This is a genomic window from Chryseobacterium nakagawai (assembly GCF_900637665.1).
Taxonomy (GTDB): Bacteria; Bacteroidota; Bacteroidia; order Flavobacteriales; family Weeksellaceae; genus Chryseobacterium; species Chryseobacterium nakagawai.
Window position 1 is genome coordinate 3116105 of the sequence record NZ_LR134386.1, and the last position, 25836, is coordinate 3141940.

Here is a 25836-nt window from a genome sequence, read left to right on the forward strand (position 1 = left end):
CGGATGAAGTAGTACCATGCACTTGTATCATTGATTTCAAATTTTTCTATCCCAGCCAAGCATTCCGAAGCATGAAAAGAGCATTTAAAATAAGTTTAATTTAAAATTTGTAAAAATGCAAACTCACATTTTGGGCTATCCGCGTATTGGTAGCAAAAGAGAACTTAAAAAAGCCTGCGAACAATATTGGTCAGGTAAAATTGTTTTGGAAGAACTTCTTACCGTAGGAAGAGCCATCTGCAGTCAAAACTGGAACCTTCAGAAAGAAGCCGGAATTGATCTTATTCCATGTAATGATTTCTCTTATTACGATCAGGTTCTGGATATGAGTCTGGTAGTAGGTGCTATTCCAACGCGCTATCATGAAGTAGCCCTTAAAAAAAATAATTCTGAATTGGATCTTTATTTTGCCATGGCAAGAGGATACCAGAAAGATGAATTAGATATCACAGCCATGGAAATGACCAAATGGTTTGATACCAATTATCACTACATCGTTCCTGAATTTTATAAAAACCAGCAATTCAAACTTACTTCAGATAAGATTTTCAATGAATTTGCAGGCGCCAAACAGGCGGGAATCAATGCAAAACCTGTGATTATCGGTCTCGTTTCTTATCTGCTTTTAGGAAAAGAGAAGGAAGAAGGATTTGATAAACTGGATCTTGCCCACAATCTTCTTCCGGTCTATGTTGAGATTATCTCAAAACTACAAAGTCAAGGTGCTCAATGGATTCAGTTTGATGAACCCTTTTTAGCATTAGATATCAATGAAAAAGCAAAAGAAGTCTATACTTTTGTATATGCTGAACTTAAAAGACAGTTTCCAAAGCTTACATTCATTGTAACCACTTATTTTGAAGGATTAAAGAATAATTTAGCTCTTGCTACATCATTACCTGTAAATGTTCTGCATCTTGATCTGGTAAGAAATCCTGAACAACTTGAAGATGTTCTTCATTCTATTCCTGAACATCTGAGCTTATCTCTTGGAATCGTAGACGGCAGAAATATCTGGAAAAATGATTACAAAAAATCTTTATCCTTTATCAAAAAAGCAACTGAAACACTTGGATCTGAAAGAATTTTAATCGCTCCGTCATGCTCCCTGCTTCATTCACCATGTGATTTAGACTTTGAAACCAGTCTTAATGCTGAAATCAAAAACTGGCTCGCTTTCGCGAAACAAAAAGTAAAAGAAGTGGTTACCCTGAAAGAATTAGCTTCAGAAACTTCTGATGAGAATATTCTTCAGGATTTTGAAGAAAATAAAAAAGCGGTTTCAGATAGAAAAACATCTTCATTGATTCATAATGAAAATGTAAAACTTAGAGCGAATGCTGTGACTGGGAAAGATTCACAAAGAAAAAATTCATTCCATATCCGCAAAGAAGAGCAACAAAAGGCATTGCAGCTTCCTTTATTCCCCACTACAACCATCGGATCATTTCCACAGACAGCAGAAGTGAGAACCTGGAGAGCGAAATTTAAAAAAGGAGAACTAACGGCAGAACAATACGATGCTTTATTAAAAGAAGAAACCCAAAGAACCATTCGTTGGCAGGAAAGTATCGGAATAGACGTTCTTGTACATGGAGAATATGAGCGTAATGATATGGTGGAATATTTCGGAGAGCAACTGAATGGATTTACCTTTACTAAAAACGGCTGGGTACAAAGCTATGGAAGCCGTTGCGTAAAACCTCCGATCATCTTCGGAGATGTTTCCAGACCTGAACCTATGACCGTATACTGGTCTCAATATGCTCAGTCACAAACCAATCAATGGGTAAAAGGAATGTTAACAGGTCCTGTAACCATATTACAATGGTCATTTGTACGAGATGATCAGCCCCGTTCTGAAACTTGTAAACAGATTGCTCTTGCCATTCGTGATGAAGTTCAGGATCTTGAAAAGGCAGGGATCAGAATTATTCAGATTGATGAACCCGCTATCCGCGAAGGTCTTCCGTTACGAAAAACAGACTGGCAAAATTACCTTAAATGGGCAGTAGAAGCATTTAAAATATCAGCAAGTGGAGTAGAAGATGCTACCCAGATTCATACTCACATGTGCTATTCGGAATTTAATGATATCATTAAGAATATTGCAGATATGGATGCCGACGTGATTACAATAGAGTGTTCAAGATCACAAATGGAGCTTCTACATGCTTTTGCAGATTTCAAATATCCTAATGAGATCGGTCCCGGAGTTTATGACATTCATTCTCCGAGAGTTCCTTCGAAAGAAGAAATGATTGAACTGCTGAAAAAAGCTCAGGATGTAATTCCTGCCAGTCAGCTTTGGGTCAATCCGGATTGTGGATTAAAAACCAGACATTGGGAAGAAACGGAAAAAGCGTTAATTGCTATGGTTGCTGCTGCTAAAGAAGCGTCTGTAGAATATGCATCTTAACTATTTTTCAACCTCATAGAAAATCAAAAAAGCATCCGATTTGGATGCTTTTTGGTTATCATATAAATTCTTTTACCAAATTATAATCCCATGTGTAAAATAGGATATTCTTTACCCTGATTATCTAATGCTGATCTATCAAGAACACGGAATCCGATATATTGGTAAAAGCCCACGGCCTGAGCATTTTGTTCATTCACATCTACTTTACTTACGTTTAGATGATTGATTCCATACTGAATCAGTTTTTTACCAACCCCTTTACCACGATAATCGTTATGAATAAACAGCATTTCAAGATTTCCTTCAGCAATTCCCATAAATCCAACTAAAGTTCCATTTTCTTCAAACCCTAATAAAGTAACATGTTCAAAATAACCGGGAATTTCTTTTTTATAATAATTAAAATCTTCCTCTTTCAGAAAATCATGGGTATTGAGTACAGAACTTTCCCAGATTTTCATTAGCAAAGGATAATCTCTTTCATGTATTTCTCTTATCATAGTCATAAATTTTGAGTAGCAAAAATCGTATTTTTTACCTCTCAACCACTGAACCTGGGTTAAAAAATCCGTTTGCGTATTCTGCTTAAAGCTTGTGGAGTAATCCCTAAATAGGAAGCAATATCCTTTAATGGAATACAATTGAACGTACTTCCAAATTCTTCCATCATCTGTAAATAATACTGTTCGGGAGTGTATTTTATCAGGTCGATATTTCTACTTAAAAGCTTATTCAACAATCTGGCTGTTAAATCTTCAAAGGCTGTTTTCAAACCGGGAATCGCATCGTAAAGTTGTACTGCTTGCTGGTAATCAATTTTATATATTTCGCAATCGGTAATCGTTTGCACATTAAAAGTTGACTTTTCTTGAAGTGTAAATGAAATATTGGACAAAGAAAAGGAACCTTCCTTACAAAACCAGAAGGTTTGTTCATCACCTTTATGATTTAAAGTCCAGCATCGTACTATTCCATTGAATATAAAATAACTGTATTTCTCTAATTCACCTTCCCGAATAAGAAATGTGTTTTTTTTAAGCTGTATTTTTTCAAAAAATTGGTCAAAAAGTTCAGATTCAGCGGTATTAAATGTATTGACCTCTACATTGAACTCCTTAAATAGTTTTTCTAAAAGCATCCTTTAAAAATAATAAAAAGCTTTTAACCAATAGAACATGAATATAATAGGGACCTATATTCCTCCCATTACATACATATTTTCCATGGTAGGAGCAATACTTCCACCTTCTTTTTCAAGCGTGATGGCAAAAGCCTGTGCTTTTGAAATGGTAGCCAATGCAATCTCGCTATCTTTATTTTCAGAATACATTCCTGCATTTACAGGCTTTCCGTCTTCAATAGCCCAAAGCTGATACTGCATACCTGTAGGAGCTTTAGGAAGATTCTCTGCATTGAGGTAAACTTCTTTCGTTTTCTTATCCCAGAAAACCATTGCTTTGGCGTCCTGATGCTTTTCTACACCTTTTAACATCACCATCTGCATATCCGGATTAGAGAACATATTCAGTTTCTGATCCATCTTTTTCATAACAGCATCCTGAGATTGTTTTTCGGCTGCCAGTTTTGTCATTTCTTGTTTTGTTGAAGAATGGCTATTCATCCAAAATAAATTGCCTGCAATACTTACAAGGAATAAAACAGATGCTGCAACAGCATAGGCTTTCCAATTAATATTCTTCTGAATTTCTCCTTTGGCTTTGCCTTCCTCCTGATCTTTCGATATTGGATTAGATAGCGGAATAGAAGGTATTTTTTCTTCAATCGTCTGCTTCTCCTGAATCGCGTTCCATATTTTAGATTTCAGTTCACCAGGAGGTGTTACAGCCTGAGCTGTAGCCAAATCTTCCAAAGTCTTTTGTGCTTCTTCAAAAGCAGCTTTAACTTCGGCATTATTTTTCATCACACACTCCAAAATCCCTGCTTCGTCAAGAGAAGCATGGCCTAGAATATAAGATTCTATAATTCCGGATGATATGTATTCTTTAGTGTTCAATTTATTGATAATCTTTTAACAAATCCTTTAATTTCATCAATGCATTCCGCATTTTCGTTTTTACAGTTCCCAGCGGTATCTTCAGTTTCTCGGATATTTCATGCTGGGTATATCCCTGATAGTAAGCAAGATTAATAAGTTCCTGCTTGTCAACTTCCAGCCCTTTCAGCACATTATTAAATCCAATATAATCGGATGAGTTATTCTGTGTTGAAAGCTCTGCAGTGTTATATACGAAATCGGGAAGAGATTGGTTTTTAAGTTCGTTCTGAAATCCTTTAGATTTCAAATAATCAATTGCTGTATTACGAGCAATATTGATCATCCAGGTATAAAACCTTCCTTTAGAAGCATCATATTGATGAATAGAATTCCAAATTTTAACAAAAACATCCTGGAGGACTTCTTCTGTATATTCTTTAGACTGAACAATACGAAGAACAACCCCATACAACGCACCGGAGTAGTGGTCATACAGATAATGAAAACCATTTTCGTTTTTTTCTTTTAGTAAAACGATAAGTTCCTCTTCTGAGCAGGTTGTTTTAATAGCTTTTATTTTTCTACCCAAATGTAATAAAATAAATCATATCCCCAACAAAATCCGAATATTCTTTTATTACGTATATGATATTAAGATAAAAATTAAAAAAAAATAATTATGAAAAATATAATATCAAAACTACTATTAATAAGCTGTATGACAGTTGCAGCCGGAGAATATAAAGCACAGACTGATCATTTTAAAACTAAAAATCCTTATTATTCCCGCACTGCTGAATCTCCACTGAAAGTAAGCAATACAGAATGGAAAAAGATTTTAAAGCCTGAACTCTATCAGGTCGCAAGAGAAGGAGCTACTGAAACCGCATTTACAGGAAAATATTATGAGCTTGATGAGAAAGGAACTTATTATTGTGCTGTATGTGGAAATGCACTCTTTCTTTCTACTTCAAAATTTGCTACCACTTGCGGATGGCCGTCTTTTTATCAGCCTATCCGTAAAAACAGTGTATCCTACAGAAAAGATACTTCTTACAATATGGTTCGAACAGAAGTTTTGTGTGGAAGATGTGGTTCTCACTTGGGGCATATCTTCGAAGATGGCCCAAAACCGACCGGAAAACGATTTTGTATGAATTCCATTTGTCTTGATTTTATTCCAACTAAAAAATAATACACTGATTTACAGACTGTTAAATAAAATTTCATTTTTTTTCAATCTAAAATAAAACCAAGCTCGTAAATGATATTAAAAGCACAAATTAACTATAATTAATTTAAAAAAATATTACAATGAACACACGAACAAAAATCACAGTTTTAGCAATGGTAGCTTTATCGTTTGCTTTCAGTGGGAAGGTAACTGCACAAATGATGAAAGAAAAAACAGTAATGGTAGGAGGAGCTCCGATGTACCCTTCAAAGAATATTATTGAAAATGCCGTAAATTCTAAAGATCACAAAACGTTAGTGGCTGCGGTAAAAGCTGCAGGATTAGTAGAAACGTTAGAAGGAAAGGGTCCCTTCACTGTATTGGCTCCTACCGATGCTGCATTTGCAAAACTTCCGAAAGGAACGGTAGAAAACCTTGTAAAACCTGAAAATAAAGCGATGCTTACCAGTATTTTAACTTACCATGTTCTTCCTGGAAAATACAGTGCTAAAGAGATATGGGCCGCTGTAAAAGCAGGAAACGGAAAAAGCATGATGAAAACAGTACAAGGGGAAGAACTTACTTTCTGGACAAAAGGAAAAGACCTTTATGTAAAAGATGCTAAAGGAAACAGCGCCAGAGTAACCATTGCTGATGTTAACCAATCCAACGGTGTTATTCATGTAATTGATACGGTTCTGATGCCCTAAAAAACCAATAGAAAATTAAACAGCATATTGAATGTGCTGTTTTTTCTTCTTATCATATAATCAAACACTTAAAAAATTAATATTATGAAAAAAACAATTCATGTTTCTAATCAAGGTGCTACTCTTGACACAGGAAGAAGAAATTTTTTAAAATTGAGTGGAGTGGGATTGGCCATCGCAGGTCTTACCATGATAGGCTGTAATGATGACGATGATTTTCAACAGATGGATGATAACCAGATTTTTGATCTTGGAACGGGCGATATAGGTGTATTAAATTATGCTTATGCTCTTGAGCAGCTGGAAGCTGATTTTTATACTAAAGTAGTCAATAATTTTTATGCAGGTATTTCCAGTATTGAAAAAGAAGTTTTTACAGATTTATATCACCATGAAGTCATTCACAGGGATTTTTTCAAGGCAGCCATCAGTGGAGCCACCCAGAATGTTCTTCCAAAACTGGATTTTCAGTACCCTAGTGTAAATTTTAATGACAGAAATTCTGTATTAGCAACAGCAAAAGCATTGGAAGATACTGGTGTAGCAGCATATAATGGTGCAGGAAAATACATCACCAATGCTGCTTATCTAGTTATTGCAGGGAAAATAGTTTCGGTAGAAGCCAGACACGCCTCAGCTATTAGAAATCTGATTAACCCTGGATCTGCAGATTTTTCAGGGGATGATGTAATAGATGCCAATGGCCTTGACCTCGCCAAAGAGCCTAAAGACATTATAATGGCTGCCGGCGGATTTATCAAAAACCGCTTCACATGGAAAGAAAGAGGCATTAATTAATTATTTATCTTCAAAAACTTATATTATGAATATTCTTAAATTATTAGATAAGCTTTCCCATGATAAATTTTTTACAACGGAAGCCTCAAGATTAGAAACAATTACGAATATGTCATTATTCGGTAAAAAAGCAGCTGTAGCAGCAGTTCCACTAGGTTTAGGCGTCTTAATGGCAACGCCGGCAAAAGCAGAAACAGTAACTAAACAGGTTACAGGTACTGCGTTAAAAAGTACTTTAACCGATGCTCTACAATTAGCTTTGGTACTGGAATATCTTGAAGATGAATATTACAGTAAAGGACTATCTACTGCAGGGTTGATCCCCAATGCAGACAGAACCGTTTTCATGCAAATTTCAAAACATGAATCGGCACATGTTAGTTTTCTAAAAAGCACCCTTACTTCTTTAGGAGTTACTCCGGGAGCTAAACCTACTTTTGATTTTACGGCGAATGGAAATTTCTCGCCTTTTACAGATTATAATCAGTTCCTTATTCTTTCACAGGCTTTTGAAGACACTGGGGTAAGAGCTTACAAAGGACAGGCAGGAAACGTAATGTCAAATAAAGTTGTACTTCAAGCTGCATTACAGATTCATTCCGTAGAAGCAAGACATGCTTCACAAGTAAGAAGAATGAGAGCTAATAAAGGATGGATAGAACTTGCTAATGGCGGAAATATGCCTTCAGCAACCAATCCTGTTTATGCCGGAGAAGATAATACCAATCAGGCAGGATACAATACAGCAACCTTATTTGGAGCAGCAGCAGGTTCTGCCGCTTATGATGAAATTTTGAGTGGTAGTGATGCACAAACTATTGCTTCTTTATTTATTGTATAACAACAACTGAAATATTAGAATCTGGAAAAAAGCACAGATTTCTATATTTTTTCATACTTAAAATTAAAAGCACCCAATCGGGTGCTTTTTTGTTATAGGGAATAAAAGTTTTTCATCCTCGCAACATTGTAAACAGATCTCCTCAATGTGCAATAATTTTTTTGAGCAAAACTTAGTTAAAAATGCTTGATCAAATATAAACAAGCAACGAAATTTCAATACTTCTATAACATTCATTTTCAACAAAATATAATCATATCTTAATTGAGAAAAAAAAATAAAAATAATTGGTAATAAAATTTAATACGACAAGTTCTGTCGCTGTGCGTCTATATCTTTGTATTAGAGATAAGATACAGAACCCCGGGAAGTTATCATCTTATTAAATCAAACTATTAACCTAAAATTATTATTTTAAATTATGCTTAAAAAACAACTAGTAACCATTTTTCTTTTTCTATTTTTCATTTCTTATGCGCAGAATGAATTTATTACGGTATGGAAACCTAATATCACAGGAACCATTGATAATGCCATATCTTTTGGCGGAACCGGAACCGACTACACCATTAATTGGGAAGAAGTAGGATACCCACAGCATAATGGAATTCTTTCTGTAACCTCTAACAGCAGTAGTTTTACGACTATTTCTTTTGGCACTTCTTTACATACCAATCCAATCCAGGCAACCTACAAAGTGAAAGTATCCAACGGTAATGGATTATTTTATGGGTTTAAAGGCAGTGCTTCTATGAATGCCAGTGGAAATCCGGAACTTTTTGAAGTGAGTCAATGGGGAAGCATCCTTTGGCTTCAGCAATTTGCGCAGGGCTTTGCAAATTGTCCGAATCTTAATGTAACGGCTACAGATGCTCCTAATTTAAGCCAAATAAACAATGTATCACAAATGTTCTCTAATTGCCCTTCTTTGATTGGAAATGATTCATTTTCTAACTGGAACACAAGCACCATTACGAATATGAATGGTATGTTTAGCAAAGCAAAATTGTTTAATCAGCCTATTGGAACCTGGAATACTGCAAAAGTAACAGATTTTCGGGATATGTTTTCTTCAGCGTCAGCTTTTAATCAAAATATTTCTGCCTGGAATACCTCGTCCGGAACTAATTTCATTTCAATGTTCCAGGATGCAGTAGCGTTCAACCAGCCATTAAATTCATGGAATACGAGCAATGCAACAAATTTCCGTTCTATGTTCTCTAATGCTAAATCCTTTAATCAGCCTCTTAATAATTGGAACACCAGTAAAGTAATAAGTTTTGGTCAAATGTTTACCAATGCATCAGCCTTTAATCAGCCTATTGGAAACTGGGATGTTAGTAAAGTTTGGGGCGCTGATAGTTTTATGATGTTTAATGGTGCTACGCTTTTTGATCAGGATATTTCTACCTGGAATATCAGCTTTCAAAATGTACCTTCAGCCTATGTATATTTCGGATTTAATAATTCTGGTTTATCATGTATTAATTATAATAAATTTCTAATTGCTCTCAGCACTAATCCTACATTATCAAACTTAGGATCCGCAATTGGAGTTATAGAAGCAGCAGGATTAACTTATTCTACACCGCAAGCTATTGTGGCAAGAGCTCAATTGGTAAACAAAGGCTTTAATATTAATGGAGATTCTTACAACGCGAGTTGCAACTCAAATTTATCAACCGCTGAAACAACAAAACAAGTTAAAACTCCAGCATATCCAAATCCAACAACAGGAATGATTACTGTGGAGTCTACCACTAACGAAAATGTCTACTTATATGACATCACAGGTAAAATTATTAAAAATGTAACTTTAAGTAAAGGAAATAACCGTATTGATCTAACAGGATATCCTTCAGGAAATTACCTATTAAAAGGAAATACAGTTTTCACTAAAATAGTGAAGAAATAAACTATTTTTTTCAATACAAAAATAAGCAGATCAATAATTATTGATAGAAATCAATCTCCAAAGTCTATGACTTTGGAGATTTCTATAATGAAAAAATCAATATTTAATACGACAAGTTCTGTCGCTATAAACCTATATCTTTGTATATAGATAAGATACGGAAAACACAGGAGATTACGATCTTATTCAACTCAATTTTTAACATTTAAATTATTATTTTAAATTATGTACAAAAAACAGCTAGTAACCATTTTTCTTTTTCTATTTTTCATTTCTTATGCGCAAACCGAGTTTATTACGGTATGGAAACCTAATATCAACGGAACCATCGATAATGCGATTTCTTTTGGTGGTACAGGAACAAATTACACCATTAGCTGGGAAGAAGTAGGATTTCCGCAACATAATGGAACTCTTAGTTCTGTGACTTCTAATAGCAGCAATCCTTCGGTCATTTCTTTTGGTACTTCTTTACACACCAATCCTGTTCAGGCAACCTATAAAGTGAAAGTATCTAATGGTAATGGATTATTTTATGGATTTAAGGGAAATGTAAATCCTATCTATCTTACGGGAAATCCGGAACTTTTCGAAGTGAGTCAGTGGGGAAACATCATGTGGCTTCAGCAATTCGATCGGGCATTTTTGTATTGTCCAAACCTTGATGTAACAGCTACAGATACCCCTAATCTGACTCAAATAAATAATTTATCTGAAATGTTCCTTTTTTGTCCATCTTTAATTGGTAACAGTTCATTTGCTAATTGGAATACCAGTAACATTACGAATATGAGCGGTATGTTTTACGGAGCTAAACTGTTTAATCAGAATATTGGAAACTGGAATACAGCGAAAGTAACAGATTTTAGCAGCATGTTTTCTTCAGCTTCTGCTTTTAATCAAAATATATCTTTGTGGAATACAGTATCCGGAACAAATTTCTCCGGAATGTTTTCGAATGCAACAGCCTTCAATCAGCCATTAAATTTATGGAATACATCAAATGCTACTAATTTTCGTTATGTATTCTCTAATGCCACATCTTTTAACCAACCTCTAAATAATTGGAATACAAGCAAGGTAAAAGATCTTGAACATATGTTTGCAGATGCAGTCTCTTTTAACCAGCCGATTGGAAACTGGGATGTAAGCAAAGTTGATTATTATGCCGGCTTTAATATGTTTAATGGAGCTTCACATTTTAATCAGGATATTTCTACCTGGAATATCAATTTTCAAAATTTTTCTGGAAATTCGGCCTTTTTCGGGTTAAAAAATTCAGGATTATCATGTGACAATTATAATAAATTCCTGATTGCAATCAATAATAATCCTACATGGGCAAGCTCAGGACTTACAACCGGAAATATAGATGCTGCAGGACTAAACTATTCTACAACACAAGCCATTATGGCAAGAGCTCAATTGGTAAACAAAGGTTTTAATATTACCGGAGATACTTATAATGCTAGTTGCAATTTAAGTTTATCAACTGATGAAACCGTAAAACAAGCTAAAAATCAAGCCTACCCAAATCCCACAACAGGAATGATCACTGTGGAGTCTGCCGCTAACGAAAATGTTAATTTGTATGACATCACAGGTAAAATTATTAAAAATGTAAATTTAAATAAAGGAAGCAACCGTATTGATCTAACAGCATATCCATCAGGAAATTACCTATTAAAAGGAAATACAGTTTTCACTAAAATAATTAAGAAATAAATAGATTAATACTATTTGTAGAAATTAAACTCTAAAGTCTATGACTTTGGAGTTTTTTGTTGTACGATATATTAATACAAGATAACAATAGGAGAGAGCTCCTATTAGCATGACAGAAGTATTATAAGATTGTAAAAATATTTTTATATTCGTCAACTAATTACCTAACTGAACAGCATAAAACAGATGAATAAAGTATTTATACTTCTGGCATTTGCTTTTGCCTTACCATCTTGTAAAAAAGAAAAACCAAATTCAAGAGAAGATAAAAGCACAGAAGTTCAAAAGATCCTAAAAAATGATACTGTTGCCAATAATCCATCCCAAAATATAGAGGGAAAGAAAAAACCAAAAGACTTTGTACCAGAAGGATATATCATCAGTACATATGAAGGTGGAATTTCTGCTAGTGGCTGGGACGAAATAAAAGGCGACCTGAACAAAGATGGACTGGAAGATATTGTATTGATCATTAAAGGAACAGACAAAAGTAAAGTAATACAAAATGAAAGCCGTGGCCAATTAGACCGAAACCGAAGAGGCATTATTGTACTATTGAATAAAGGAGATTATTACCAATTAGCCTCTGAAAATTACACCTGCTTTTCATCTGAAAATGAGGATGGTGGCGTCTATTTTGCTCCTGAATTAAGTGTAAGCATTGAAAAAGGAAACTTACATATAGATTATGGGCATGGAAGATATGGATCCTGGGGCTACACTTTTAGGTATCAAAATGGAGATATGGAACTTATTGGCTATGATTCCTATTCAAGCAGAGGACCCGTTCCTCAGTATGAAGTGAGTTTTAATTTTCTGACCAGAAGGAAACTTACTAAAGATAATTTAAATAAAGAGGATGATGGAGACAATTATGAAGTCAAGTACAAAGATACCTGGGAAACGATCAAATCAAACAAACTTATAAAACTATCTGAAATAAAGGATTTTGATGAGCTGGAGCTTAATTAAACATAATGAAATTATTATAGCTTTCTCGATTCCTATTTGTTGAACATTCTCTCACAAACAAAGTGAATTTTTTATTAATTTCTGATATAATCTGTTAAAAATATGGCAATAAGCAAGAAAAATAAAAGTAAAGTTACTGTTAATGGTAAAGAATATCTGTGGTGGGTATTTGATGAATATGATCAGACAACATTTGATGGGATACAGATTAAAGCGGTATGTTCAGATCAAACTCACTTTATAAAATATGGATTGCAGCAAGAGGAAGATGATCGAAAATTAGCTCTTATTTTAAAAGATTATACCAAGCTAGTTCATTTATCTTCACCTCCAGAATTTGAAGATAGCAAAGGAATAATTACCAAAAGTGGAATTATCAGGATGATAGGGTGGTGTAAACAGGACATACATGAAGTTCAATATGCATTAGTTGGAAATAATAATAATTTTAATGAAGCAGAGAGGCAATTGATTCTTAAAGAGATACACAAAATAATAATCTGAAAAGAAAAATTAACAAAAATCTTTACATGATAAAAATAGGTAAGCGTCCTATACAATTTTATTCAGAGTAGAATAAAGGTTCTAAGTATACAATTCATCCAACTTGATAAATTCAATAATGATACAGCCAATTATAGAATATAACGAAACCGATTTTGAAGCAAATCTTCAAGATTATAACGGATATTACAAACATTACCAACGAAATGGTTGAAAATGAAAAGTATTTTGATGAAGCCATTCCCACGTTTCTGGATTGGTATGGAGAAAAGAATAAATCAACGTTAGCAGGGTGGGGATTATACTATGATTTGCCCCTTTTAAGGAAAGAATTTACAGAATTTGGATTAGATTATAATCAATATTTTGTTGGCGGAGGTTTTGATATCAGAGCATTGGGTGTTTATTGGCTGGCAAAGAAAAACATTTCTACATCTGGAATTTCATTAGAAAGAGTTTTAGAAAAAATGAATATAAAAGAAGATTTTAAATTTCATAGAGCATTAGACGATGCTAAGGCAACAGCTTTAATATTACAGCAGATTCTTAATGAAGAATAATTGCCTGATCTTTATTTCATACAAAAATAACAAACCATTTAAAACGTAATGACAGAAAACTACATACAATATGCTGAAGGCTATCAAAAAGACAATATTGATGAAAAGGATATAGTAAAAGCGATAAAAGATATTCAATTAATGGATGACGAGCATGGAGCCTTTTGGGTTTCAGTTATCACTAATGATGAAAACGTGATTGAAGTACATAAAGATCTTTCACTTTCTGTAATTTTTGAAGAAAAAGAAATTAAATATAAAGCTAAAGATTGGAAAGAAGTTGCTGAACTTTACAAGCTATTGTTGCTTGAAAAATTCGATGAAATAATCTCGAGAATAAAATAGTAATATGGGATATGTATTATAAGTTTATAGAATCAACGAAATGGAGTTCAAGAGAGAAGATTTTGAAATCCTAAAACAAATACAATTTAACATAATATAAATTATAGGAAAAAACATATTATTACAGGAAAGAGTACATAACAACTTCACTTATTGCTTGATAAGCCTTTCTACCGTATAATCTAAAGCTTTTCCTGCTTCAATCTGTATATCAGGCATTACAGCATTTCTGTCATGCTCCGTTGCTCCAATATTAAAATCTATTGTAGATGATATGTTCAGAAATAATTTTGAATTGGATAATTGTCTTTCTACAACTTCTCCAGGCGAAATTATAAATCCTCCGGTTTCTGATCCTATAATTTTCCCAGCTTTCTATAACGCCTACAGTTCCGGATATTCCCCTTAAATAATTTTTTAATTCCTGATTTTCTTATTAAGGGAATCTTTAATTTCTGCCCCTGATCAAAGGTTATTTCCAGTATATTTCCCTTGATAAAGAACAAATTATAATAGTCATTGAAATAATCTTCACTTAGTTCTAATCTGCTTTTTTTGCTTTCACCACTGAATGCTGCAATACCTCTAAAATTTTTGTTGAATTTATGCTATTTATTTCGGTGATTTTCAGTCCTTGTAAATCCTCTGTAAAAGCTTCATTATAACTTGATTTAGTGAACTTTACAAAAATTCCATTTTCCGAAACCCTCACCGAAAATGGAAAAATAAAGTAATCTGTTTTACTTATAAAAACCTCTATCCCCCAAACTTCTCTGCCAAATATACCTTAACCACTTCAAGGAACTCATCTTTCGTCATAAACCAATCCAAGAATTCTTCAAATTTACCTTTATTGTCAAGTTCATCAAAATAAACTTCATGATCCGTACTGTAAACCGTTGGATTAGACTGATCCGGATCTTGCGTACAGATGAAATAATGATCAGGGTATCCGTAGGAATAGAATATACAGAAAAATTCAGGTTTAGAAATCCCCACAACTTCTTGTACATAGTTTTCATCAATCAAATCCTCAAATTCTTCCTGATCTTCTGAGCCTTCTTTAAAAGGAGTAAACGTCCAATCTTTCACAAAATACTGCCCATACGCCGAGTCATGGGCTGAAAAATAATGCGACATCAGCTTCTCATAGAATTTGTCCTGTTGATTCTGATACAATTCTTTATTCGCTTCATAAAACTGGTCAATCCCATAAACATCCCAGTCTTTATCATACAAATAGTGAGGAAACTTAATCTGTTTCCAATTCTCTATAAAGTTTTGATCTGGATGTACAGCATCTGTATTCCCCCCTAAAGCTTTGATTTTATTGATGATAATATTGTTCATTTTTTATTTTTTCATAGGGTTATTCAGACCACCATTCCATAATGTAGCTGTTATTTCTTCCTGGCTATACTCATAGTAATTACCGTCTTTATCTTTGTGTGACTGGAATAATTTAATATTATATCCTTTGAAATTCAATTTTAAAAAATCAGGAAAATAACTACTTCCAAAACAGATATAATGATTAAACATCCCTTTGAAAGATGAATCATCCGGGTTTGGAACTTCAAAAGTCTTCATTCTTCTTATAATCTCAGACAGCTCATCTTTGGTAATATCCTTTATAATTTGAGGATCAGGCAAACTGATGTCAAAAGACAGATGTTCTGCTCCGTCGGCTTCCCACCATTCCCAAAGATTAAACCGGGACATTTCTTTTCCCGTCATGGAATGAAGCTTGTCTTCCAGCTTTTTATATTCAACGGAATCTTCATCTCCGTGCTCATCACAATACTCTGTATATTCCAAAATAAGCTTTAAAACTTCGGGATATCGCTTTTCCGCTGTTTCAAAATCCGGTTCTATTTCATTTCTTAACTTCATTATTCCTTTATATTCAAATACATTATGTTAAATTATCCAGCCATAAACCTCTTAGGAAAGCCTTTTCTACTCTCAACAGTAAAAAATTCATCAAATTCACCTGAATGATTTTCGTAATATTGATTTAACTGATTCAAAAAGTCTTTAAGACTGTCAGCAATAACGTTTCTATCATTATCTCTGTTCCAGAATTCAAGAATTTGACCTTTATTTCCGGTAAAAATCCCTTTTAGATCATAACAGATATAATCTCCGCCACCATTATGGAAAATGGGAAGCCAGTTTTCATTCCACCAGTTTTCAATCTCAAAATCTGTCCCGATCATCGAAGTCAGTTCCTGAGCAATGTCCAGAGCCTCCTCCAAAGGAATCAACATAGAATTATTCACAAAAGAATCATAACAGTCACTCACCTGCCCGTTTTTCCACCCATAAAGCGCTATCAGATCTTCAGGAATCTGGATATCATATTGTTTTTCAATCCTTTGAATATCCTTTTCAGTCAATGATGCGTTTAAATGACTATACAATTCCGGTCTTAATTTTTTAATATGTAAATCTAAGGTCTCAAGTATCTTTTCCATTGATTTCTTTCTGTCCATTAAAAATACAAAATCTTGCCACATGACAAGCTTTGTCCGGATAAAAGGCAGTAATTTTATCCTAACCAAAAAATAGAATAGTATGAAACCTAAAATGATCTGGGCCAATCTGGCGGTTGCCAACCTGGAACGCACCCAAAAATTTTATGAAGCCATAGGATGTAAACCCAATAATCCCCATACTTCTAATGAGTTAGTAAGCTTCTTTTTCGGAGAAAACGACTTTATCATCCATTTCTTTCTGAAAAACATACTGGAAACCAATGTGAAAGGTGTTGCCTTTGGTAATTCTCAAACCTCCAATGAAATTATCTTTACCCTGTCTGCAGAAACCAATGAGCAGGTAGATCAATGGGCTGAAGAAGTTGAAAAAGCAGGTGGAACCTTAGTCTCAAAACCCGAAGCTTTTGGAAATAATTATTATGGTTTTGTCTTTGCTGATCCTGACGGCCATAAATTCAATGTTTTCAAAATGTAAAACTCCAACATTTTAGCCTAAAATGAAATTTGCCCATAAATCGCCTGTATTTTCAGTCAGATAGCATAGGTACTGGATTGAAAATACGGCTTATTTGGGCTTCTTATCACTTTTTTGTATTTCAGGGCTTTTCTGTGGTTTTTGAAAGATTTTATAGAAAAAACATGCTGATTTCATTGGAGAAAACAAGACGAAAATTTAAAATACTGCATGTAAGTAAATTCAATAGAGATGGGCTTTAGCCCATCCGATAAAAAAATACAATCAATTTGGCTTTAGCCAAAACTTATTAAAACTGTTTAAACATTTTAAAGCAAACCGGACACTTAAGCTAACTTAAGAGTCCGGTTCTCTGTATTATAAATCGAGAAATAGAATTTCGTTTATCGTATTAGTTTAATTTTTAACGTAAAGTTTTATCATACTTCTTGGATATTTTTAAGGAAGCAAAAATAGAATCAATTTCATTGATTCTTTCTAAGCGAACGCATAGCCATACAGCTTCTTCAACGACGAAGTTGCTCCTTTGCTCACTTAAAATAAAACGGTTCAATCAATTTTCTTTGCGTTAAAAAAATCCCATTATATAATAATCTGATAAACAGAATTTTAATCATTAGATTGACTTAATTTCTAACGCAAAGTTTTATGATGACTCTTGGGTATTTTTAAGGAAGCAAAGATAAAATCAATTTCATTGATTCTTTCTAAGCGAACACATAGCCATACAGCTTCTTCAACGACGAAGTCGCTCCCTTTGCTCACTTAAAATAAAACGGTTCAATCAATTTTCTTTGCGTTAAAAAAATCACATTATATCATAATAATAACCTGATAAACAGGTTTTAATCATTAGATTGACTTAATTTCTAACGCAAAGTTTTATGATGACTCTTGGGTATTTTTAAGGAAGCAAAGATAAAATCAATTTCATTGATTCTTTCTAAGCGAGCGCATAGCCATACAGCTTCTTCAACGACGAAGTCGTTCCCTTTGCTCACTTAAAATAAAGCATCAGAATCATTCTAACTTTGCGTTAAATATTTTTATTAATCTAAATCCTTTAAAACAACTTTTATAGTTTTATTTATTCATCCCCAAACTGTTATACAACTGTACCTGCCATATTCCCACTACTTCTTTCAGCATAACAAAGGTAAATGCAGCATTATAACTATTTGGAAATCCGGTAATTTCAGTATCAATAAGATCTGAAGCCTCTGGAATAGGTTTTAACCCAAAGGTCTGAAACAAAGCAACAGATCTTTTCATGTGAAAACCTGAAGTGACCAGATATAAGTTGTAAGTTCCCATCTTTTTTAGTATCTCGTTGGAAAATTTTGCATTCTGATAGGTATTCATGCTTTGATCTTCTTTAATAATATCAGCATCTTCTACCCCCATCTTTTTAAAATTTTCACTGAAAAGTTCTGCCTCACTGGTATGTCCTCTTCCCTTTCCGGAAATTAATATTTTACAAGGCTGATTATTTTTCTTAAACTCATGATACAGTTGATAAGCGGTTACCATTCTTGAATAAGACATGGTATGCAATTTTTCTGTATGATCAATATCCACAACACCGCCACCCAATACAACAATAACAGGAATCTGACCCACTGTATTTTTTACATCAGGTGTATTGAGATAGCTTTTCTGCAGATATCCGGAAGTTAGTTTCCCCAGAAATCCATTTCCTATAAAGATAATCATCAATATGGTTATTATAAGAATTCCTATTCTCCATTTTTTACTCTTATTCTTCCTTCTCAGCAGAGCAATAATGGCTACTGCAAGAAATACTAAAAAATAAGGTTCTGTAAAAAGCTGTAAAATACGGAATAAAAGGTCTAGTAAAAATTTCATTGATGATACTATTGATTAATGCTCAGAAAACATTGGGTTTTCAAAGATAAGATTATTTCATGACTAGTATTTTTCTCATTGTATTTCAATGATTACAATCTTCATCAGATAAGTTCACTTGACTACCTTTAGTTCCCTAAAAATACGTAACAACATTATAAAACTTTGCGTCTAATTATCCATATCCATCTGTGTAAATCCGTGAAATTCGTGGGAAAAATCTACTGCATTTCAATTGTTTATTGAAAATGATTTTATTTTTTAATAATTTTAGCAGAACAGAATTATTAAGTACAATGGATTATCAGATATTCCAACCCCATCCGGAGCTGGCTTCACTCATCAAATGCTACTGGACGCTGGACGGTCCCAAAGAAGACATTCCCCAACCTCAAACCATTGTTCCTGATGGCTGCATGGAAATGATCTTCCATTATGGAGATCTGTACAAACAGTATATTAATGGAAAATCCGTTGTACAGCCAAGATACTGTGTTTTCGGGCAGCTTACTGAACCTTTAAGAATTGAACCTACAGGCATTACCGGAATATTTTCTGTCCGTTTTCATCATGATGGTTTTCTTCCTTTTGCCACCATTCCCATCAAAGAAATGGATGATAAAGCAATTCCCTTAGAAGACCTGTTTGGAGCTGCCGGAAATGAATTGGGAGAAAAAGTTTACCAATCCAACACCATCCAGGAAAAAATAGATCTTGTAGAAACCTTCCTGAGTGAAAGACTGAACACAGAAACCATTGACAAGATTGTACAATCAACCGTAGATATTCTCTTGCAGGTCAACGGGCAAATCTCCGTACATGAACTTTCCCTGCAAACCAATATCAACCGCAGACAATTGGAACGCAGATTCTCTTCAGCAATTGGTATGAGTCCCAAACAGCTTTCCAAAACCATAAGACTTCAGTCAACGCTCAAGCATCTTCTCAATAAGGAATATGTTAACCTTACGGCACTTGCTCATGATGCCGAATATTATGATCAGGCTCATTTTATCAAAGATTTCAAGGAATTTACAGGACTTACCCCAAAAGAATTCTACGGTAATAACCTGCAGATGTCCTCTCTGTTTTATGGTAAAGATTCATGATGTCGCATTTTTACAATTTTAAGATCATCCCTATCCTGAACTTTGCTGAAATAAAATACGACAGCAATGAAAACAAAACTCATCCCGACCATCATCGGTATTCTGATGATTGGGAGCTGGGCTCAGCAACAAGGTGAACTCAACAAACTGGAATGGCTTCTCGGAACCTGGGAAACCCAAACACCCAAAGGAAGCCTCTATGAAACCTGGAAAAGAAAAAGCCCTACTGAATTTCAGGGAAAAAGCTATTATCTGAAAAATAAAGACACCCTTTTATTCGAGTCTGTCCGATTGCTAGAAAAGGATAAAAAGCTGCATTATATTGTTTCTGTAAAGCATCAAAACCATGAGCTTCCCGTAGACTTTGCGATCAAAGAAATCAAAGATCCAACTTCTCTTGTCTTTGAAAATCCGGCTCATGATTTCCCACAAATGATTGCTTATAAAAAACAAGGAAAAGATTCTCTGATGGCAGAGATTTCCGGAATGATGAACGGAAGAATGGCCAGCCAGAAATTTCCAATGCGAAAGGTGAAATAGATTCATTTTTTACTGATTTTGAAAGGGATAAATAAATTAATTTTATTTTTTAAACCATTAAGAATCTATTAAGTTGTTAAGATGATTAAGAAAAATATCTGAATATATTTGTAAGCAAGCTCGTTATATTTAGCATAAAATATAATAAGAGACTCGGCGGCCTCCGGCCGCCGAGTCTCTATCCACATCCTTCATCAGACAAGTTCACTTGCCCATCCTTAGCTCCCTAAAAATATCCATCCACCAGCATAAAACTTTGCGTCTAACAAAAAAATGATTTCCCCACGGATTTCACAGATTTCACAGATTCTATCTTTTATTTATCTACTCTAAATAATCTCCAAATTCAGAGAGAAATTTTTTACCATCTTCATCAGGCAAGCTCACTTGCCCATCCTTAGCCCCCTAAAAATATCCAACCACTATCATAAAACTTTACGTTAAAAACTCACACAAATCAAGCAGATATCGCAGATTCTAATCCCCAATCATCTGCTTAATCACCGAAATTTGCGAGAAATCTCAAAAGCCGCCGAGTCTCTATCCACATCCTTCATCAGACAAGTTCACTTGTCCATCCTTAGCTCCCTAAAAATATCCATCCACCAGCATAAAACTTTGCGTCTAACAAAAAAATGATTTCCCCACGGATTTCACAGATTTCACAGATTCTATCTTTTATTTATCTACTCTAAATAATCTCCAAGTTCAGAGAGAAATTTTTCACCATCTTCATATGGCAAGTTCATTTGCCCATCCTTAGCCCCCTAAAAATATAACAGCTACCTCCATAAAACTTTGTGTCTAAAAAACTCTCCCACAGATCACACAGATTACGCAGATTTTTTTGCCACGAATGCACTAATAAAAAAGATTTCGTTCATTTTAAAGCCTATACAATGATATCTTATAAAGTTTATAAAAAAGGGATCTTTATTTACCATAACGAAATATCCTATTCGTGCATTAGTGGCCAATAATATTTTTAGTAGATAAAATGTTTTGTTTACACCTCTTCATAGTTCATCTCCTTTTCTAAAGTAATCTGATTTCTCCGAACCGTCACCACCACATGATCTCCTGGTTCAAAACCACACTCCAGCAACCACTTCCCTGCCAACCGGATTTCCGGGAAAAATACCAGCCTTCTATACGCTCTTTCAAATGATTTATGGGAAACCGTAAGGTTCCGAATGGAGACAATCTTATATTTGCCCCGAATAATTACTTTTCTCATATCGTTGTTTTTCAACAAAGCAAGAAATATCATGACAGCTATACCAGTTAAAAATGAATATTTTATGCCGTAGAATGGATATTTTAGAAGATAATTTATTTTAAACAGGGGCTTTATTTTTACCTTTTAAAGCTTTATATTTGTTATTATGACTTACACAGATATGCAAAATAAAAAAATACATCAGGGTAGAAATATAAAACGTTTCCGTGAAATGCTGGGCATCAAGCAGGAAGCCTTAGCTTTTGAATTGGGTGACGACTGGAACCAGAAGAAGGTTTCTCTTTTAGAACAAAAAGAAACCGTGGAATCTGATATTCTGGCGCAGGTAGCGAAGATTTTAAAAGTGCCGGCGGAAGCGATTGAGAATTTTGATGAAGATTCTGCAATAAATATTATAGCCAACACAATCAACAATAATGATAATGCCACGATGACAAATCCGGCAGTCTTTAATTATCAACCAAGCTTTAATCCTATTGATAAAATGGTGGAACTTTATGAGCGTATGCTGGAGCAGCAGAAGGAGATGATTGAGAAATTGGAAAAATTGATAAAGAAATAATAAAATACCAGCTCGCAAACAACAACTAATAATCAAATTTACTCACAATGGCTTGCCGAGATATTTTATCTAAGGCCAGCTTATTATTAAGCAAAAATCCTTAATGACTGATTTCGATTTCCATAATCTACTTTTCCCTACCGAATTTGAAAAACTATGTAGAGATATAGTTGATATTCGGGATAACCCAATTAAATTTACGACATACAGACGGGGAAAAGATGGAGGTATTGATTTTAAATCTACCAACACCCAAATAAAAATAATCGGTCAATGTAAATTATACAATCCAGCTAATTATTCTTCATTCTTAGCAAGTTTGAAAAATGAAGTAAAAAAATGTAAGCGTCAAAATCCCGACCGATATATTCTATGTACTAACATTAAACTAAGCCCAGAACAAGCAACTGAAATTTATGAGCTTTTCAAGGGATACATTAAAGAGGAAGAAGATATTGTAGATGGCGAGAAATTGAATAAATATCTTAATGACAAAAAATACCAACACCTATTAAAAGTTTATTCAAAATTGCTTGTTCCAAACTTACAGTTTGTTGAACTAGCGTTAGAAAAAGTTGTTAATAAAAAGTATATTAATAAAACAAACTCATTTCTCCAACAGATACATAAAGAACATAAATTATTTCACAATACTCAAATTTTGAGACATTGTATAGATGTTCTTGAGAAAAATAGGGTTATTATTCTTACTGGAAATCCTGGTGTTGGAAAAACTACCACTGCCAAAATGATTGTAAATTATTTTATCAATCAAAAAGTAGAGAATGTACTTTTTCTAACTGATAATGATTTCGTTGAAATTGAAGGCCTTTTTCAAGAAAATCAAATTATTGTCGTAGATGATTTTTGGGGGCAAAATTTTAGTCCAATACATCGTGATGGGACTTTACTTAGAAATTTTAATAGAATAATAAATGATTTTAAAGAAAGTGAAAATCGCTATCTTATTCTCACTTCGAGAGAATATATTATTAAAGATGTTTTAAGTCATTCAGAACATGAAACTCAGCACATCTTAAATACTGACAGATTTATTGTAAACTTAGATGATTACAGTAATGAAGATAAAGTCCGTATATTCCTTAATCATCTTCTTTATTATGATTTCGAAAAATCTTTTTTTACTTATTTAAGATATAGTGATTCTTTAGAAAGTATTATAAGACATCCTAATTATTCACCCAGACATGTTGAATATTTTATTAGAAAATTTTTAGCATCTGAAGATCAAAATAACTTTAATTTTTATCATTCATTTATAAAATATTTAGAGAGCCCTATTGAATATTGGAATGCTAATTTTAATAAACTAAATGGGACATCTAAACTCATTCTTTTGATATTACTTATCTCAAGTGATCCAATAGATTTATGCGATTTAGAAAAGACTTTTAATACTATGCAAAGTTCTATCCGTATTAGTTTAAATGAGAATATAGAACCTTTAACATTTAATAAAGAATTGAAGATTTTAGAGGATTTTTATATTATTTCAGAAAAACAAAATTCTTCTAGTCAAATACTTATTCATTTTCAAAGTCCAGGAATAAAAGACTTTTTGCTAGAATATCTTAGAACAGATGGTAAATTATGGATAGAACCATTAATAAAAAATGCTTTATTTTTCAATCAACTTAATCATATTTTTGACATTCATGATAATGATATAAATGACTATTCCTTAGCTAGTTTATATGGAAAAAAAATAGTATTATCCGGAGAATTACAAACACTATTAAAGCTTAAATTAATATCAGAATTTAATATCTTAAATTTTTGCTTTCAGGGTGATAGAGTATTGTATGATGATGAATTTTCTTCTATAAATACTGCTGAAGAATCAAAATATTGGAAATTATTTTTATTTAATAAACTTTTTGATATTTCACAAGATGAAAATTTGGATATAAGAAATTTTATTATTCAAGCAGTCAAGAAAGATATAGACTCTTATGATGAATCAGATAGGAGAAAAATAGTCAATAAACGAGCTATGTCTGAATTTCCAAGAATAATAAAGCTAATTGCACCTTATGTAAATTTTGAAGCAAATTATTTAATTAATGCTTATTTCGATAGCTGTACGTTTACATATGAGTTTGATAGTTTTTATGGATTTAAAGAAATCTTTCCTTTAGAGTTTGATACTTTTATACAAAAAAATAATACCAAAATAAAAAAAATCATTAAATATTATATAATAGATGATATTGATTACTATCTTGATTATGATATGGAATCAGAACTTGATACACATCTAGGCTATATGATAGAAGAAGTTTGTAAAAAATATAAAATTAGACTTACAGCTAAATTTAATAGTGAAATTGAAAGTATGGCTGGTCAAAGAGTTTTTACTTCCAAACCCACTAAAAAAAAAGCAAGCCCAAAAAAAGAAAAACCTAAATTCAAACCTAAACATAAAAATAAAAAATTTGAATTAATTATTGATGAATATATACCAAATGATTCATATGAAAATTTTGATCCTATTCAACATCTGAAAAAGATTAAGGGTAGTAAAAAATTAGTTGATGACATCAATAAAGTAATAAATTTACATGGAAATAAATCTATAGATCCATTTAAATATAACAGAGAAATATTTTCATTTTTTATTCATTGGATAGAACAGGAATCTATTTCTTTATTATCTTATAATGAATATACAATCCTAGATTCATTTTTTATTTATTACTGCAAAAATAGAGATATTAATCCCGTTCTTTTTAAAAGTATATTCTCTGAATTAGCCGAAAATAGTTTTGATAGTGACTTCTCAATTACAAAAACTCAAATAGAAAAACTTTTTACTAAGTATAATTTTCCCAAAAATAAGATTGATGTATTATATCCAATTATTATAGCGGATAAAAAATGGTACAAATTCTCCATCTATGATTTTCAAATTTATTTTATTAGTGAGCATTTAAATAATATTGAATCTGAAGAAGAATTCAAAGAAATGGTAAGTGAATACACCTATGAAATACATGATTCGCAGTTATTATGTTATTTAAGTTATAAAAATATTAATCGCTTAAACAAAATTGTCATAATTCCTGAACTCCAAAGATTCATATCTAATATTGACACTACATCATCAAGAGCAATTTTCTCATCATTCTTAAATTTTTTCAAAATGGAATTTGAAATAGAATGGAATAAACAAGAAAGAAGATTTAGTGAAAGTTCACTAATAGACGATGAATGGTTTATTGTATTAATCATTCAATATTTAGGGATTGATTTTACAACAATTAGCTTGGATGTATATTTTTTTAAAGATTTTTACTCTGAAGAAAATATTAAAAAGTATGGGATTAACATAAAAACACATCCTAAATTTTATAAATATATTATAAATAAACTATCTAAAAGAAATGGCTTTGACTTTCTTACCAAAGAAAGTACTATCTATTTTGATATTAAACTAGATGAGCTAGTTCAGGATGAAGAATTCTATTTAATTCTTCAAGAAGTAGGGATGGAAAATTATATTGTTAACCTTTATGAAAATATCAAACAATCTATGAATTCTATGATTATAGATTAATTAGAAC

The 25836-nt window shown here is 32.9% G+C and carries 25 protein-coding genes; 16 read left to right on the forward strand and 9 right to left on the reverse strand.

Annotation, left to right across the window (positions count from 1 at the left end; genetic code table 11):
* Positions 1-115: 115 nt before the first annotated feature.
* Positions 116-2419, forward strand: coding sequence for a 5-methyltetrahydropteroyltriglutamate--homocysteine S-methyltransferase (metE, locus tag EL260_RS14060; protein ID WP_123855951.1), 2304 nt, complete (start codon positions 116-118; stop codon positions 2417-2419).
* Positions 2420-2499: 80 nt separating this feature from the next.
* Here the strand turns inward: metE and EL260_RS14065 are convergent, their stop codons facing one another.
* Genes EL260_RS14065 through EL260_RS14080 form a run of 4 tightly spaced genes read right to left on the reverse strand, consistent with a single transcriptional unit; the run spans position 2500 to position 5007 of the window.
* A complete protein-coding gene (locus tag EL260_RS14065; protein WP_123855952.1) occupies positions 2500-2922 on the reverse strand; it encodes a GNAT family N-acetyltransferase in 423 nt (140 codons plus the stop codon).
* 59 nt (positions 2923-2981) lie between these two features.
* On the reverse strand, positions 2982-3560 hold the full coding sequence (locus EL260_RS14070; protein WP_123855953.1) for a Crp/Fnr family transcriptional regulator: 579 nt from the start codon (positions 3558-3560) through the stop codon (positions 2982-2984).
* A 54-nt stretch (positions 3561-3614) separates the two neighbouring features.
* Positions 3615-4436, reverse strand: coding sequence for an anti-sigma factor (locus tag EL260_RS14075; protein WP_123855954.1), 822 nt, complete (start codon positions 4434-4436; stop codon positions 3615-3617).
* 1 nt (position 4437) lies between these two features.
* Positions 4438-5007 (reverse strand): RNA polymerase sigma factor, encoded by a 570-nt coding sequence (locus tag EL260_RS14080; RefSeq protein WP_228445461.1) that lies wholly within the window; start codon positions 5005-5007, stop codon positions 4438-4440.
* A gap of 129 nt (positions 5008-5136) precedes the next feature.
* On the opposite strand from EL260_RS14080, the gene msrB reads away from it, so the two are divergent.
* The 10 genes from msrB to EL260_RS14130 all read left to right on the forward strand — a co-directional run bounded on the left by msrB (position 5137) and on the right by EL260_RS14130 (position 13962).
* Positions 5137-5613, forward strand: coding sequence for a peptide-methionine (R)-S-oxide reductase MsrB (gene msrB, locus EL260_RS14085; RefSeq protein WP_228445598.1), 477 nt, complete (start codon positions 5137-5139; stop codon positions 5611-5613).
* 119 nt (positions 5614-5732) lie between these two features.
* Positions 5733-6302, forward strand: coding sequence for a fasciclin domain-containing protein (locus tag EL260_RS14090; protein WP_123855956.1), 570 nt, complete (start codon positions 5733-5735; stop codon positions 6300-6302).
* Between the two features lie 84 nt (positions 6303-6386).
* Complete coding sequence (locus EL260_RS14095) at positions 6387-7100, forward strand: ferritin-like domain-containing protein (protein ID WP_123855957.1); 714 nt, start codon at positions 6387-6389, stop codon at positions 7098-7100.
* Positions 7101-7125: 25 nt separating this feature from the next.
* A complete protein-coding gene (locus tag EL260_RS14100) occupies positions 7126-7941 on the forward strand; it encodes a ferritin-like domain-containing protein (RefSeq protein ID WP_123855958.1) in 816 nt (271 codons plus the stop codon).
* Between the two features lie 421 nt (positions 7942-8362).
* Positions 8363-9856 carry a BspA family leucine-rich repeat surface protein gene (locus EL260_RS14105; RefSeq protein WP_123855959.1) on the forward strand — a complete coding sequence of 498 codons (1494 nt, stop codon included), beginning with the start codon at positions 8363-8365 and terminating at the stop codon, positions 9854-9856.
* 225 nt (positions 9857-10081) lie between these two features.
* The gene (locus EL260_RS14110; RefSeq protein WP_123855960.1) at positions 10082-11581 is read left to right on the forward strand and encodes a BspA family leucine-rich repeat surface protein; all 1500 of its coding nucleotides are present in this window, start codon (positions 10082-10084) and stop codon (positions 11579-11581) included.
* A gap of 186 nt (positions 11582-11767) precedes the next feature.
* Positions 11768-12553, forward strand: coding sequence for a hypothetical protein (locus EL260_RS14115; RefSeq protein ID WP_198418045.1), 786 nt, complete (start codon positions 11768-11770; stop codon positions 12551-12553).
* Between the two features lie 102 nt (positions 12554-12655).
* Positions 12656-13057: a hypothetical protein gene (locus EL260_RS14120; RefSeq protein ID WP_123855961.1), complete on the forward strand. Its 402-nt coding sequence runs from the start codon at positions 12656-12658 to the stop codon at positions 13055-13057.
* 155 nt (positions 13058-13212) lie between these two features.
* The gene (locus EL260_RS14125) at positions 13213-13617 is read left to right on the forward strand and encodes an exonuclease domain-containing protein (RefSeq protein ID WP_123855962.1); all 405 of its coding nucleotides are present in this window, start codon (positions 13213-13215) and stop codon (positions 13615-13617) included.
* 48 nt (positions 13618-13665) lie between these two features.
* On the forward strand, positions 13666-13962 hold the full coding sequence (locus EL260_RS14130) for a hypothetical protein (protein WP_123855963.1): 297 nt from the start codon (positions 13666-13668) through the stop codon (positions 13960-13962).
* Between the two features lie 756 nt (positions 13963-14718).
* On the opposite strand, the gene EL260_RS14135 is transcribed toward EL260_RS14130, so the two are convergent.
* From EL260_RS14135 to EL260_RS14145, 3 genes are read right to left on the reverse strand one after another with little or no spacing between them, the layout of a single operon-like run.
* Complete coding sequence (locus tag EL260_RS14135; protein ID WP_123855964.1) at positions 14719-15312, reverse strand: hypothetical protein; 594 nt, start codon at positions 15310-15312, stop codon at positions 14719-14721.
* Between the two features lie 3 nt (positions 15313-15315).
* A complete protein-coding gene (locus tag EL260_RS14140; protein WP_123855965.1) occupies positions 15316-15855 on the reverse strand; it encodes a hypothetical protein in 540 nt (179 codons plus the stop codon).
* A gap of 32 nt (positions 15856-15887) precedes the next feature.
* Positions 15888-16439 (reverse strand): SMI1/KNR4 family protein, encoded by a 552-nt coding sequence (locus EL260_RS14145; RefSeq protein ID WP_123855966.1) that lies wholly within the window; start codon positions 16437-16439, stop codon positions 15888-15890.
* A gap of 100 nt (positions 16440-16539) precedes the next feature.
* On the opposite strand from EL260_RS14145, the gene EL260_RS14150 reads away from it, so the two are divergent.
* Positions 16540-16935 carry a VOC family protein gene (locus tag EL260_RS14150; RefSeq protein WP_123855967.1) on the forward strand — a complete coding sequence of 132 codons (396 nt, stop codon included), beginning with the start codon at positions 16540-16542 and terminating at the stop codon, positions 16933-16935.
* 1083 nt (positions 16936-18018) lie between these two features.
* Here EL260_RS14150 and EL260_RS14155 read toward each other — a convergent pair.
* Positions 18019-18801 carry a YdcF family protein gene (locus EL260_RS14155; protein ID WP_123855968.1) on the reverse strand — a complete coding sequence of 261 codons (783 nt, stop codon included), beginning with the start codon at positions 18799-18801 and terminating at the stop codon, positions 18019-18021.
* Between the two features lie 296 nt (positions 18802-19097).
* Here EL260_RS14155 and EL260_RS14160 point away from each other — a divergent pair, with 296 nt between their 5' ends.
* Both EL260_RS14160 and EL260_RS14165 read left to right on the forward strand, forming a co-directional pair.
* On the forward strand, positions 19098-19910 hold the full coding sequence (locus EL260_RS14160) for a helix-turn-helix domain-containing protein (RefSeq protein ID WP_123860542.1): 813 nt from the start codon (positions 19098-19100) through the stop codon (positions 19908-19910).
* Between the two features lie 66 nt (positions 19911-19976).
* Entirely contained in the window at positions 19977-20450 is a 474-nt protein-coding gene (locus tag EL260_RS14165) for a DUF6265 family protein (RefSeq protein ID WP_123855969.1), read from the forward strand.
* A gap of 1006 nt (positions 20451-21456) precedes the next feature.
* Here EL260_RS14165 and EL260_RS14170 read toward each other — a convergent pair.
* On the reverse strand, positions 21457-21687 hold the full coding sequence (locus tag EL260_RS14170; protein WP_164466519.1) for a SymE family type I addiction module toxin: 231 nt from the start codon (positions 21685-21687) through the stop codon (positions 21457-21459).
* Positions 21688-21835: 148 nt separating this feature from the next.
* On the opposite strand from EL260_RS14170, the gene EL260_RS14175 reads away from it, so the two are divergent.
* On the forward strand, positions 21836-22252 hold the full coding sequence (locus tag EL260_RS14175; protein WP_123855970.1) for a helix-turn-helix transcriptional regulator: 417 nt from the start codon (positions 21836-21838) through the stop codon (positions 22250-22252).
* Between the two features lie 103 nt (positions 22253-22355).
* The gene (locus tag EL260_RS14180; RefSeq protein WP_123855971.1) at positions 22356-25829 is read left to right on the forward strand and encodes an nSTAND3 domain-containing NTPase; all 3474 of its coding nucleotides are present in this window, start codon (positions 22356-22358) and stop codon (positions 25827-25829) included.
* Positions 25830-25836: the final 7 nt, after the last annotated feature.

Bases quoted from the DNA above. Each gene is read 5' to 3' on its own strand.
- metE (WP_123855951.1), top strand. From the start codon at position 116: ATGCAAACTCACATTTTGGGCTATCCGCGTATTGGTAGCAAAAGAGAA.
- EL260_RS14065 (WP_123855952.1), bottom strand. From the start codon at position 2,922: ATGATAAGAGAAATACATGAAAGAGATTATCCTTTGCTAATGAAAATC.
- EL260_RS14070 (WP_123855953.1), bottom strand. From the start codon at position 3,560: ATGCTTTTAGAAAAACTATTTAAGGAGTTCAATGTAGAGGTCAATACA.
- msrB (WP_228445598.1), top strand. From the start codon at position 5,137: ATGACAGTTGCAGCCGGAGAATATAAAGCACAGACTGATCATTTTAAA.
- EL260_RS14090 (WP_123855956.1), top strand. From the start codon at position 5,733: ATGAACACACGAACAAAAATCACAGTTTTAGCAATGGTAGCTTTATCG.
- EL260_RS14095 (WP_123855957.1), top strand. From the start codon at position 6,387: ATGAAAAAAACAATTCATGTTTCTAATCAAGGTGCTACTCTTGACACA.
- EL260_RS14100 (WP_123855958.1), top strand. From the start codon at position 7,126: ATGAATATTCTTAAATTATTAGATAAGCTTTCCCATGATAAATTTTTT.
- EL260_RS14105 (WP_123855959.1), top strand. From the start codon at position 8,363: ATGCTTAAAAAACAACTAGTAACCATTTTTCTTTTTCTATTTTTCATT.
- EL260_RS14110 (WP_123855960.1), top strand. From the start codon at position 10,082: ATGTACAAAAAACAGCTAGTAACCATTTTTCTTTTTCTATTTTTCATT.
- EL260_RS14115 (WP_198418045.1), top strand. From the start codon at position 11,768: ATGAATAAAGTATTTATACTTCTGGCATTTGCTTTTGCCTTACCATCT.
- EL260_RS14120 (WP_123855961.1), top strand. From the start codon at position 12,656: ATGGCAATAAGCAAGAAAAATAAAAGTAAAGTTACTGTTAATGGTAAA.
- EL260_RS14130 (WP_123855963.1), top strand. From the start codon at position 13,666: ATGACAGAAAACTACATACAATATGCTGAAGGCTATCAAAAAGACAAT.
- EL260_RS14135 (WP_123855964.1), bottom strand. From the start codon at position 15,312: ATGAACAATATTATCATCAATAAAATCAAAGCTTTAGGGGGGAATACA.
- EL260_RS14140 (WP_123855965.1), bottom strand. From the start codon at position 15,855: ATGAAGTTAAGAAATGAAATAGAACCGGATTTTGAAACAGCGGAAAAG.
- EL260_RS14145 (WP_123855966.1), bottom strand. From the start codon at position 16,439: ATGGAAAAGATACTTGAGACCTTAGATTTACATATTAAAAAATTAAGA.
- EL260_RS14150 (WP_123855967.1), top strand. From the start codon at position 16,540: ATGAAACCTAAAATGATCTGGGCCAATCTGGCGGTTGCCAACCTGGAA.
- EL260_RS14155 (WP_123855968.1), bottom strand. From the start codon at position 18,801: ATGAAATTTTTACTAGACCTTTTATTCCGTATTTTACAGCTTTTTACA.
- EL260_RS14160 (WP_123860542.1), top strand. From the start codon at position 19,098: ATGGATTATCAGATATTCCAACCCCATCCGGAGCTGGCTTCACTCATC.
- EL260_RS14165 (WP_123855969.1), top strand. From the start codon at position 19,977: ATGAAAACAAAACTCATCCCGACCATCATCGGTATTCTGATGATTGGG.
- EL260_RS14170 (WP_164466519.1), bottom strand. From the start codon at position 21,687: ATGAGAAAAGTAATTATTCGGGGCAAATATAAGATTGTCTCCATTCGG.
- EL260_RS14175 (WP_123855970.1), top strand. From the start codon at position 21,836: ATGACTTACACAGATATGCAAAATAAAAAAATACATCAGGGTAGAAAT.
- EL260_RS14180 (WP_123855971.1), top strand. From the start codon at position 22,356: ATGACTGATTTCGATTTCCATAATCTACTTTTCCCTACCGAATTTGAA.